Here is a 10,650-nt window from a genome sequence, read left to right on the forward strand (position 1 = left end):
TTTATTTATACTTTTTTAAAAAAACTCCGAAAACAGCAAAATTTATCAATGTATAATGATATATTTCATAAAATTACTAAATTTTATTACAAAGGAGAATTTTATGAAAAAATTACTACTTATTTCTATCGCGGCTGCGGTCGCCTTTGGCGGCGAGAATTTGCTTGTGGGAGCTGGCGGCGGATACAAAAAACCGGTCGCTGAAGTGATAGAAAATCTCAAAAAAGACGGCGTGCAGATCGAGGGCGCGTTTGCAAATTTGGGCCAGATAACCATCCAGGCAAAGGAGGGCAAGATGGCTGCGATCGTGGGCGACGAGGCGTTTTTAAAGAAAACGGACCTTGATATAAAGGCTTATGAGCGCATCGGCAAGGGCGCTTTGGTGCTAGTCACGCCAAAAGGCAAGCAGATAAAAGACGTATCTGAGCTAAAAAATCTCGCCAAAATTGCGATGCCCGATGCCAAAAAAGCGATCTACGGCGTGAGGACGACGGAGTTTTTGAAAAACTCGGGGTTAGAGGCCGATCTAGCGCCTAAAATGCTACCCGTTGCAGGCGTACCGCAAGTAGTCGCCTACGTCACGAACGGCGAAGTGGACGCGGGCTTTATCAACTCGACCGAGGCCGTGGCTAGAGAGGGTGAGTTTGGCAGCGTGATCTATATAGACGAGGCGCTTTATAGCCCCGTTTTCATCTCTGTAGCAAAGCTTCCCGCATGCGAAGGTAACGAGGCGTGCGCTAAATTTATAGACGAGATAAAAACTCCTCGCTCGAAGGAAATTTTCGCTAAATTCGGGCTAAAATAATTTAAATCGAGGGCTTTTGGCTCGGTTAAATTTACCGTCAAATTTCTGCTTTACGGGAGCGAAATTTGACGATTTTTACCGCTCAAATTTGACGTCAAATTTAACAAAAACGCTAAAATTTACTCGCTAGATTTTGCTTGAGCAAAAAGCGAATTTTAACTCAAAAAAGGAAAAATTTGCAGGAACTTACCTGGCTCGTCCATCCGCTGCTTTTAAGCGCCAAAACGCTTGCCGTAACCTTTGCGCTACTCTTATTTTTGGGGCTTGGCGCGGCTTATTTTTTGGCGTTTTACCGCGGCAGATTTAAGGCCGTTTTGGAAGCGGCCGTGATGTTTCCGCTCATTTTTCCGCCGATTGCTACGGGATTTTTACTACTTTACGTCTTGGGGCGAAACGGCGTGATCGGCAAGGCGTTAAATTTGCAGATCGTTTTTAGCTTTTCAGCCCTCGTTATCGCTTCGTTTTTGGCTGGCTTGCCGCTGTTTGTAAAGCCCGTTCAAAGCGCGCTTGAAAGCTTGCCCAAAAGCCTAATCGAAGCGGGTCAAAGCCTAGGCAAAAATCGCTTTGAGATCGCCGTTTTTATCCTCATCCCAAACGTCTTTAAAAGCGTTGTTTCGGCGCTTGTTTTGGCTCTTGCTCGCGGCCTTGGCGAGGTCGGTATCACGTTGATGCTAGGCGGAAACATCGTGGGCAAAACCGACACCGTTTCGCTAGCGATCTATAATGCGGTTTACGACGGCGAAAACGGCCGCGCGCTCATTTTGAGCGTGATTTTGGTCGTGCTTAGCTTGGTGCTTTTCGGATTTATAAATTTTCTCGAGCGAACTAAAAAATAGACTAGCGTCGTAAATTTGCCATTTTAAACGTTTAAAGCGGCGAATGTCCCGAATTTACCCCGAGCGTAAAAACAAAATACGCCTTTACGAGCGTAAATTCATTATTTTTTTGCTACAATAAGAAGTTTTGAACTTTAACTATTTAGGAGAAATTTCTATGAAAAAAGAAGACATAAAAGAGCTGATCGAGTTTTTTAACGAGATGGATATGAACCGCATAAAAGTAAAAAGCGGGGATTTTGAGGTCGAGCTTGAAAAATTCGCCGACTGCTGCGAGCTGCCAAAGCCCGTCGTCCAAGCTCCCGCCCCGACTCCGACTCCGGTAAACGTTGTGGTAAGCTCAGAGGTCAAAGCTCCTGCTAATTCTCCAAAAGACAGCATAAAATCGCCTATGGTCGGCACTTTCTACGCTGCTCCGAGTCCTGGCGCGGCGCCGTTTGTTAAAGTAGGCCAGCGCGTGAGAAAAGGCGACGTCGTGGGTATCATAGAAGCGATGAAGATAATGAACGAGATCGAGGCCGAATTTGACTGCCAGATCACCGAGCTGCTCGTATCAGACGGTCAGCCGGTCGAGTTTGGCTTGCCGCTATTTGGCGTGGAGAAAATTTGATGGAAATAAAAAGAATTTTAATCGCAAATCGCGGCGAAATCGCGCTGCGAGCCTTGCGAACGATAAAGGAAATGGGCAAAGAAGCTGTCGTGGTCTACTCCACGGCCGATAAAGACGCGCTCTACGTCAAATACGCCGACGTGGCGATCTGCATCGGCAAGGAGCGCTCAAGCGACAGCTACCTAAATATCCCGGCCATAATCAGCGCGGCCGAGATCAGCGAAGCCGACGCGATATTTCCGGGCTACGGATTTCTCAGCGAAAATCAAAATTTCGTCGAAATTTGCTCGCATCACAAGCTAAAATTTATCGGCCCTAGCGTAGCCGCGATGGCGCTAATGAGCGATAAAAGCAAGGCAAAGCAGATGATGCAACGCGCTGGCGTACCGGTAATCCCGGGCTCTGACGGCGCCGTAGCCGATACGAAGGCGGCTAAAGAACTAGCTAAAAAAATCGGCTATCCGGTCATCCTAAAAGCCGCAGCCGGCGGCGGCGGACGCGGTATGCGCGTGGTCGAGCGCGAAGAGGACATCGAAAAGGCGTTTTGGTCGGCCGAGAGCGAAGCGATGAGCGCGTTTGGCGACGGAACGATGTATATGGAAAAATACATCCTAAACCCGCGCCACATCGAGGTTCAGGTCATCGGCGACAGCCACGGCAACGTCCTGCACATCGGCGAGCGCGACTGCTCTATGCAGCGCCGCCACCAAAAGCTGATCGAAGAGAGCCCTGCGATCCTGCTAGACGACGACACGCGCGCCAGACTACACGAAACGGCGATCCGCGCAGCAAAAGCGATCGACTACGAGGGTGCTGGAACGTTTGAGTTTTTGGTCGATAAGGATCTAAATTTCTACTTTATCGAGATGAATACGCGCCTGCAAGTCGAGCACTGCGTGAGCGAGATGGTAAGCGGCCTAGACATCATCGAGCTGATGATAAAAGTAGCCCAGGGCGAGGCGCTACCGCCGCAAGAAAGCATCACGCTAAAAGGCCACGCTATCGAGTGTCGCATCACGGCCGAGGATCCAAATACGTTTACGCCAAGCCCAGGCAAGATAACAAAATACGTCTGCCCCGGCGGCCGAAACGTGCGCATGGACAGCCACATCTATCAGGACTACTCGATCCCGCCGTACTACGACAGCATGATCGGCAAGCTCATCGTCTGGGACACCGATAGAAACAGAGCCATCCACAAGATGAAGGTTACTCTCGAGCAACTCATCATCGGCGGCATCAAGACCACGCGCGATTTTCACATCGCGATGATGGAGAACCAAGACTTCATCAACAACAACTACGATACCAACTACCTCTCTCGCCGCTAAATTTGCGGCCAGAGCGAGGCGGTTTGCGCGCCGAAGCGAGTTTAATAAATTTGCTTCGGTGCGACTACTTTACATTTAAATTTATCGGCAAAACCCGCACCGCTTTACCCTTACTTAAAATATCAAGTCTCAAATTTATATTTATAAAGCTCTTATCCGTGCAGCGTTAATAATACAAACCAGACAAATTTGACTTCGTAAAGGTGCGGGTTTGGGCAAGTAAGCAAATAAAATAGAGGCATCAAATTTAAAAAATAGCCGCGCAAATTTTAGTATAATACCCCAATTTAACTAGGCGGAAGCGATGATAAACGACGAATTTTACATGTCTTTAGCCATAAAAAAGGCTTGGGATTTTCAAATTTTAACCTACCCAAATCCCGCCGTCGGTTGCGCGGTTTTAGACGCAGGCGGTAGGCTGCTTTCGGTCGCCGCGCATAAAAAGGCGGGCTTTCTACACGCCGAGCCAAGCGCGGCACTTTTAGCGCTCTGCGAAAAAAGCGAGGCGTTTTTGAGCGATTTTTTACGCGAGTATCATGCGGCTTTGGGCGTAAAATTTGAAAGCGCTGCAGAGCTTGAAAATGCGGACTTAGAGCCAAATTTCACGTATGAATACATCCTGCAAAATCACGGCGATCTGCTAAAAGGCGCCAAGGCCTACGTGACGCTCGAGCCCTGCGCTCACCGCGGCAAAACTCCGCCCTGCGCCGAGCTTTTGAGTCGGCTAAAATTTGCCGAAGTCGTAATCGCTAGAGGAGACGAAAACGCCGTAGCTAGCGGCGGCGCGCATATCTTGCAAAGCGGCGGCGTAGCGGTCAAATTTGACGTACTACGGCGCGAAGCGGACGATCTGGTTGAGCCGTTTTTATCGTGGCAGGGCGGGAATTTTAGCTTTTTCAAGCTCGCTCTTAGCGCAAATGGCGTCGCAGTCGGCACTGCGCAGAGCAAAATCATCTCAAATCTAGCCAGCCGCACCCATTCTCACCGCCTGCGTAGCGTGGCTGAGCTGCTGGTTATCGGAGGCACCACCGTCCGCGCCGACCGCCCGAGGCTCGATACCAGGCTGATAGAGGGCCGCAAAAACCCAAACGTGATGATCTACTCGCGCGAGCGCGAGTTTGACGCGTCTATACCGCTTTTTGGCGTGACGGGTAGGAGCGTGCGAGTGTCAAGCGATATAAACGAAGCTTTTGCGCCGCGCTTAACGATGTTTGAGGGCGGCGAAAACGCGCTAAAAGCCCTAGATGAACGCGTAAAATGGCTGCTACTCTACCGCTCGAGCGAGCTTTTGGATGCGCCCGCGGTGAGGCTAAATTTAAAACTCAAACCGCTATTTCACGGCGAGCTTGACGGCGACGTTTACGGATGGTATAAAACCTAGTATTTGCAAAACAATAAATATCTGTTTTTTTAATATGGGATTAGCTGTTTCTGGTATAATTTAATAAAATATTTAGATTGGAGATAAAATGATAAAAAAATATTTTATTTTATATTTAGCAATAACGTTGGTGTTTTTATCTGGATGTTTGGGCGAAAAGGTTGCTGTAAAAAATCAAGAGCCAAATATAAACGAAGCTAGAATTTTTTATATTAGCAATAATAGTAAAAATTTCGAGGAACAAGCTACTATTAAAAATTATAAAATAAATGATACTCAAACATCTTATGTGGGTGAAAGTTTTATAAATTCAAAGGATATTTTAAATATGGTAGAAACGTTTGATATCTTTAAGCCGACTCAAAATTTTAATATATTAGATCCAGTAAATGCTTCTTTTGTTCAGGACGATATATTTCTTGTACAAGGCAGCTATTCTATAAATAATAAAAAATATTTAGTGGTAAATAATTATGCCTTAAAGAGTTACTATCAGCTACTATTGGATGACAAAAACAATGTAGCTGGTTTATTAAAATTTTCCAGGTCACTCAATGTAACTGATCCAGTGTATATAATAGATAAAAATATTTCGTATGAACCAAAAGAGATAAAATTTCAAAAAAATGTTTATAGAAAAGAGACCAAAATTAAAGATGGAATGAGATATGAATTGATTTATACAGGATGTACAGCTGATAATTTAACTATGGTATACAGAGAATATACGCCGGACGATTTGGCCAGACCTGCTTTTTTTCAAAATCTAACATATAACATAAAACAAAAGCAGATAAGGTTTAAAAATTTACTAATCGAGATTATATTGGCAGATAACGAAAAGATAGTTTTTAAGGTTTTAAAAGATTAACAACCTAAATTAAATTTGCAAGAATTTGATTATTGAGAAATTGGTAAGTGTATTGTCGTTTTTGTCTAAAAATTCATGAAGCTTTTTACCAATGCTAACATTTTATAAAATTTAGCTCGCATTTACAAATCCGTGCCAGGTGAGGTTTTGGCAAAATTTGAAGCCTTTGCACGTCAAGCAAGATCTAAAGCCATCGAATTTTCCTGAAGAACGCAGTTTATGACGCCTCTTTAACGAAGCATTTTATAAATTTGCGCTATGATTTTGTAAATTTAAAGGAGAAAAATGAAAGATATAACACTAAACGGAGCGAAATTTAAAGTTGCGGCAAACACGATGGATGAGCTAAAAAACGAGGCTCTGGGCGATAAAAACGGCGAGATGTATAAATTTCTAGCCGAATTTAACGCGAGCGAGCCTGATATCTTTATCCTAGACGGCTTTGCGACGAAGGAAAATTTAGAGCTAAAAGACGGCTCAAACGTAGTATTTATCAGGCGCGGCGCGATGCCGGGGCGAGAAGTGTTAAAAGCCATGATCGCATCCAGAAACAGTCCCGAGCTAAACGCGGCTCTAGCTAGCGGCTGCGTGGGCGTGGCGGGACTTGGCGGTCTTGGCTCAAATATCGCGCTAAGCCTAGCACGCACGGGAGTCGCCAAGCTCGTGCTAGCCGACTTTGACGTCGTGGAGCCTAGCAACCTAAACCGTCAGCAGTACTTCGTCCGCCACATCGGCATGAAAAAGACGGACGCGCTAAAAGAGATCATCGCCGAGGTAAATCCATTCGTCGAGGTCGTGACGCACGATGTGACGCTAGACGCGAGCAACGTAGCCGAGATTTTTGCGCCGTGCAGCGTCATCTGCGAGGCATTTGACAACGTCGCGGGCAAGGCGATGATGGTAAACGAGGCGGGCGCGAGTCTACGGGACAAAAAGATCGTCAGCGCGTCGGGCATGGCGGGGCACTTTAGCTCAAATCTCATAAAAACGGTCAAATTCGCGCGAAACGTCTATCTGTGCGGCGATCTGCAAAACGCTGCGGGCGTAGGGCAGGGGCTCATGGCTGCGCGCGTGGCGATCTGCGCAAATCACGAGGCAAACCTTGCTATCAGGCTTTTGATGGGGCTTGAGGAGGTTTAAATTTGACGGCGGCGCTTGGCGTGAGGTTTGATGTTTTTAGTTTGAGCTGGTTGCGGCCTGAGATTTTGGCTCTCTTTCGCAAATTTACTTGAGAATCGCTTGAAGTTGATTTTGTCGTCACGCTTATTTTTGGTTTTGACGAGTTTTTGTAATTGCTCTAAATTTGAGCAAATTTGTAGCGACAAAATCAATACATTAGCGACTCTTTTGCCGCTACAAATTTAGTATCAAAATTTCGCGTAAATCTTGCCTTACGAGGCAAAAATAAGGACTAAATTTCCGAATTGACGTTCGTTTTAAAAACTTTTTTATCCGTGCCGACTAGAGCCGAGTTTTGCGGTCGTGAAAGGCTAGATTTTAAGACGATAAAATCTAGCCGTTTTTAAATTTACCTCGCCTTAGCTTCAAAAAATGCCGAGATTAGCGAGTTAGTGCCTTGATTTATAAATTTTTGCATCGCTTTTTCGTAGACGGACGGCTTTTCCCAGACGGGCTCGGCCACGCCGCTTAGTTTTTCTAGCTCAGCGCGCGCCGAATAATAATCGCTCACCTCGTCGATGAGCCCGAGTTTTGCGGCGTCGCTAGCGAGAAACACCCGCGCGTTGGCCCACTCTTTGCTTTTGTTTGCGTCTAGATTTCTATCGGCTGCCACGTCGCTTACGAACATCTCGTAGCTAGCGTTTACGAGCTCTTGTAGCTGCTCGCGCTCGATTTTGCTCCACTGGCGCACAAAGGTCCCCGCCTCTTTATATTCGCCAGCTTTTACTACTTGCTGCGAGACGCCGATTTTAGCCGCTAGCTCGCTAGCGTCGGCGCCTTGCATGATCACGCCGATCGAGCCGATAAACGCGCCAGGATTTGCCAAAATCCTGTCCGCGCCCGCACCCGCATAGTAGCTCCCGCTCGTCATCGACCCGCCCGCATACGCGACCACGGGCTTTGCGGCGCGTAGATTTTTGACCGCCGTGTGCAGCTCGACGCTAGGCGCCAGCGCGCCGCCCGGGCTATCGATATAAAGCAGTACGCCCTTGATGTTGCCGTCCTTGCGTGCGGCCTCGATCTTTTCTAGCGCTTCGCCTGCGTCCATGATCGCGCCCGATAGGTTGATCTGGGTTAGGTTGGGCGGATTTACGCTCTCGCCTTTGCCGCTAAAAAATATCAAAAATACGATGAGTAAAAACAGCATCGCCTTAAAATAGGTGTTTATGAACCTAAAAATCGCCGCGATCGGCGCGAAAATAAACCTTAAAAATCCCATTTTTTCCCTTTAATTCATTTAAAATCGGGGCGCATTTTACCATTTAAATTTATAAATTTAACTAGCGGGCCGGATTTGGGGCGGGCGTCAAATTTGAGTTTAAATTTGGCATTTTTGTTTTTGTCGCGCCGGGGTCTAAACCGTAAAATTCGGCTTCAAATTTTACTCTAAATTTATCTCCGCGCCGCCGACAAATAGCCGTTCGCAGCCTTTGGCGTGCAAAATGAGCATGAGCGGTAGCTGTGCCGCGTCGGCGTCTGCAAAACCGCCGTAGAGCGCGAGGTCGGCTAGCCTGCCCGTTTTTATCTCGCCTGCGTCCAAATTTAGTGCCTTTGCGGCGTTTCTTGTCGATGCTAGAAGCAAAATTTTAGCAAGTTTAAGCGGATCAAAATCCGCGTGAATGAGTAAATTTGCCCGCAGTTCGTCAAGGAAATTTAGGCTCATATTTGAGCTAAGTCCGTCCGTGCCGATGTTTATATTTGCTCCCGCGTCCAGAGCGGCGCGCAAATTTAGCGTGCGTTTGCTAAGCAGCCTGTTTGAAACCGCGCAGTGCGTGAGGCTGTGAAGCTCCGGGTCAAAGCCAGAAAAATCATCCGTCCAAACGCAGTGCGTAAAGAGCGTGCGAATGCCTGCAAACATCGCTACAAACGAGCTTGGCGTATAAAGCGGACGCGCGGCGGGGTTAAATTTGCCCAGCCACTCTTTAAAGCCGCCCGAGCCGCCTTCTAGCCAGTTTTTTTCATGCTCGCTCTCCATAAAATGCGTTGATACGACCAGCCCACGCTCGCGGGCTAAATTTAGTGCCGCAGCGGCTAAATCAGGGTGCGTGGAGTAGGGCGAATGTACCGAAACCGTGGGCGTAAAAAGCGGACTTTTGCGCTCTAGCGACGCTTCAAATCGGGCGGTAAAATTTGCCAAATTTTGCTCTAACGCAGCTTCGTTAGTGCCTAAAATTTCGTTAAAAAACACGACTCGTCCGCCGCAGTTGGCGCACGCGTCTAGGTCCCCGCCAAAGCTCGACACCGCTCCGAAGCTCGCCACGCCGCTACGCTGCATGGTTTTTATCGCAGAGGCGATGACGGCGTCGTTTGCCGCCTGCGAGAGCGCGCCGCGAGAGGCGATAACGGAGCTTAGCCACTCTAAAAAATCGCCGTAAACGAGGCTGGTTTTGTTCGCGCTAAACTCCAGATGCGCGTGCGGGTTGATGAAAGCAGGCGCCAAAACGGCGTCAGGATACTCGAAAAACTGCGCGCCCTCGTATCTTTTGCGTAGTTCCTCGGCCTCTGCAACCGCCTGGATATGCTCATCAAAAGCGACCGCCGCATCCTCTAAAACGGTAAAATTTTCGTCGCATAGCATTGTAAATTTGGGTTTAACGATGATCATTTTTAAGCTCCTATTTTTCGTGATTGTAGCGAAAATTTAGCTTAAAAAATGTATAATCAGGCCTAAATTTAAATCTTTTAAAAGGCTAAAAATGGAAACAAAATCTAAACTAATGGTCATCCAAGGCCCGAATATCAACATGCTGGGTACGCGAGAGACCGACGTCTACGGCTCGATGAAGATGGAGGATATCCACGGGCAGATGAAGCTTTTTGCCGAGCAAAACGATATAGAGATCGAGTTTTTTCAGAGCAATTTTGAAGGCGAACTCGTCGATAAAATCCAAGAGTGCTTCGGCGAATTTGACGGCATCATCATAAACCCAGCCGCCTACACGCACACGTCTATCGCGATCCGCGACGCTATCGCAGCCGTCGGGCTTCCGGTCATCGAGGTGCATATCAGCAACATTCACCGCCGCGAAGAATTTCGCCAAAAAAGCCTCATAGCGCCGGTAACTGCGGGACAGATCGTGGGCTTTGGGCCTGTGGGCTACCACCTAGCTATGATCGCGATGCTGCAAATTTTCGAGCAGATAAAAGCGCTAAAAGCCGCGAGAGCGGGCGAAAAAGCGGAGTAAAACGGGGCAAAATTTGAAAAATTTTATCCTAAAGGACGAAAACGCCGTTTACCACGAGTGCGGATACAGCTGCGACAACGCGGTATTTTTGAGCCTCGGTGGGCGCAAATTTTTCCTCACCGATGCGCGTTATAGCATCGAGGTGCGCGAGCTTTGCAAAGATACCGAAGTGGTCGAGGTCGAGCGAAATTTGATAAAAGATGCGCGGCTGTTTTTGCGAAAAATGGGCGTAAAGGAGCTTGCTTATAACCCGTACGATTTTAGCGCGGGCGAGTGGGAAGAGCTGAGTAAAGGGCTTGGGATAAGATTTAAGGCGAGGGCGAATTTTTCGCAAATTTCACGCATAGTAAAGACCGAAGACGAGATAAAAATTTTAAAGCAAGCGGCACAGCTAGGCGCCCAGAGGTTTGACGAATTTGCCGCGTTCGTGCGCGCCGAGGGCGAAGGCATGA

General features: G+C 47.5%; 10 protein-coding genes and 1 pseudogene. 9 read left to right on the forward strand and 2 right to left on the reverse strand.

Annotation, left to right across the window (positions count from 1 at the left end):
* Positions 1 to 103 precede the first annotated feature (103 nt).
* The 7 genes from modA (at position 104) to thiF (ending at position 6,974) form a co-directional block, all read left to right on the forward strand.
* Complete coding sequence (modA, locus tag ACTTJF_RS05410) at positions 104 to 805, forward strand: molybdate ABC transporter substrate-binding protein (protein WP_442551089.1); 702 nt, start codon at positions 104 to 106, stop codon at positions 803 to 805.
* A gap of 176 nt (positions 806 to 981) precedes the next feature.
* On the forward strand, positions 982 to 1,641 hold the full coding sequence (locus ACTTJF_RS05415; RefSeq protein WP_442551090.1) for a molybdate ABC transporter permease subunit: 660 nt from the start codon (positions 982 to 984) through the stop codon (positions 1,639 to 1,641).
* A gap of 157 nt (positions 1,642 to 1,798) precedes the next feature.
* Positions 1,799 to 2,251: an acetyl-CoA carboxylase biotin carboxyl carrier protein gene (gene accB, locus ACTTJF_RS05420; protein WP_298085718.1), complete on the forward strand. Its 453-nt coding sequence runs from the start codon at positions 1,799 to 1,801 to the stop codon at positions 2,249 to 2,251.
* Positions 2,251 to 3,582 carry an acetyl-CoA carboxylase biotin carboxylase subunit gene (locus tag ACTTJF_RS05425; RefSeq protein ID WP_442551091.1) on the forward strand — a complete coding sequence of 444 codons (1,332 nt, stop codon included), beginning with the start codon at positions 2,251 to 2,253 and terminating at the stop codon, positions 3,580 to 3,582. The genes accB and ACTTJF_RS05425 overlap by 1 nt, the downstream gene beginning before the upstream one ends.
* A gap of 304 nt (positions 3,583 to 3,886) precedes the next feature.
* Positions 3,887 to 4,963: a bifunctional diaminohydroxyphosphoribosylaminopyrimidine deaminase/5-amino-6-(5-phosphoribosylamino)uracil reductase RibD gene (gene ribD, locus ACTTJF_RS05430; RefSeq protein ID WP_442551092.1), complete on the forward strand. Its 1,077-nt coding sequence runs from the start codon at positions 3,887 to 3,889 to the stop codon at positions 4,961 to 4,963.
* An 88-nt stretch (positions 4,964 to 5,051) separates the two neighbouring features.
* On the forward strand, positions 5,052 to 5,834 hold the full coding sequence (locus ACTTJF_RS05435; protein WP_442551093.1) for a hypothetical protein: 783 nt from the start codon (positions 5,052 to 5,054) through the stop codon (positions 5,832 to 5,834).
* Positions 5,835 to 6,119: 285 nt separating this feature from the next.
* On the forward strand, positions 6,120 to 6,974 hold the full coding sequence (thiF, locus tag ACTTJF_RS05440; RefSeq protein ID WP_442551094.1) for a sulfur carrier protein ThiS adenylyltransferase ThiF: 855 nt from the start codon (positions 6,120 to 6,122) through the stop codon (positions 6,972 to 6,974).
* 388 nt (positions 6,975 to 7,362) lie between these two features.
* On the opposite strand, the gene sppA is transcribed toward thiF, so the two are convergent.
* Both sppA and mqnF read right to left on the reverse strand, forming a co-directional pair.
* Positions 7,363 to 8,232, reverse strand: a complete 870-nt coding sequence (sppA, locus tag ACTTJF_RS05445; protein WP_442551095.1) for a signal peptide peptidase SppA — start codon at positions 8,230 to 8,232, stop codon at positions 7,363 to 7,365.
* 162 nt (positions 8,233 to 8,394) lie between these two features.
* Positions 8,395 to 9,618 (reverse strand): aminofutalosine deaminase family hydrolase, encoded by a 1,224-nt coding sequence (gene mqnF / locus ACTTJF_RS05450; protein ID WP_442551096.1) that lies wholly within the window; start codon positions 9,616 to 9,618, stop codon positions 8,395 to 8,397.
* A gap of 91 nt (positions 9,619 to 9,709) precedes the next feature.
* On the opposite strand from mqnF, the gene aroQ reads away from it, so the two are divergent.
* Together aroQ and ACTTJF_RS05460 are read left to right on the forward strand one after the other, a co-directional pair.
* The gene (gene aroQ / locus ACTTJF_RS05455) at positions 9,710 to 10,198 is read left to right on the forward strand and encodes a type II 3-dehydroquinate dehydratase (protein WP_314997511.1); all 489 of its coding nucleotides are present in this window, start codon (positions 9,710 to 9,712) and stop codon (positions 10,196 to 10,198) included.
* Between the two features lie 13 nt (positions 10,199 to 10,211).
* Positions 10,212 to 10,650: pseudogene (locus ACTTJF_RS05460) on the forward strand (X-Pro aminopeptidase); the annotation flags it as partial.

This window comes from Campylobacter sp. (assembly GCF_052170435.1).
Lineage (GTDB): Bacteria > Campylobacterota > Campylobacteria > Campylobacterales > Campylobacteraceae > Campylobacter_A.

Excerpts from the sequence above, each read along its gene's own strand:
- ribD (WP_442551092.1), top strand. The coding sequence starts at position 3,887 with ATGATAAACGACGAATTTTACATGTCTTTAGCCATAAAAAAGGCTTGG.
- aroQ (WP_314997511.1), top strand. The coding sequence starts at position 9,710 with ATGGAAACAAAATCTAAACTAATGGTCATCCAAGGCCCGAATATCAAC.
- accB (WP_298085718.1), top strand. The coding sequence starts at position 1,799 with ATGAAAAAAGAAGACATAAAAGAGCTGATCGAGTTTTTTAACGAGATG.
- ACTTJF_RS05425 (WP_442551091.1), top strand. The coding sequence starts at position 2,251 with ATGGAAATAAAAAGAATTTTAATCGCAAATCGCGGCGAAATCGCGCTG.
- modA (WP_442551089.1), top strand. The coding sequence starts at position 104 with ATGAAAAAATTACTACTTATTTCTATCGCGGCTGCGGTCGCCTTTGGC.
- ACTTJF_RS05435 (WP_442551093.1), top strand. The coding sequence starts at position 5,052 with ATGATAAAAAAATATTTTATTTTATATTTAGCAATAACGTTGGTGTTT.
- thiF (WP_442551094.1), top strand. The coding sequence starts at position 6,120 with ATGAAAGATATAACACTAAACGGAGCGAAATTTAAAGTTGCGGCAAAC.
- mqnF (WP_442551096.1), bottom strand. The coding sequence starts at position 9,618 with ATGATCATCGTTAAACCCAAATTTACAATGCTATGCGACGAAAATTTT.
- sppA (WP_442551095.1), bottom strand. The coding sequence starts at position 8,232 with ATGGGATTTTTAAGGTTTATTTTCGCGCCGATCGCGGCGATTTTTAGG.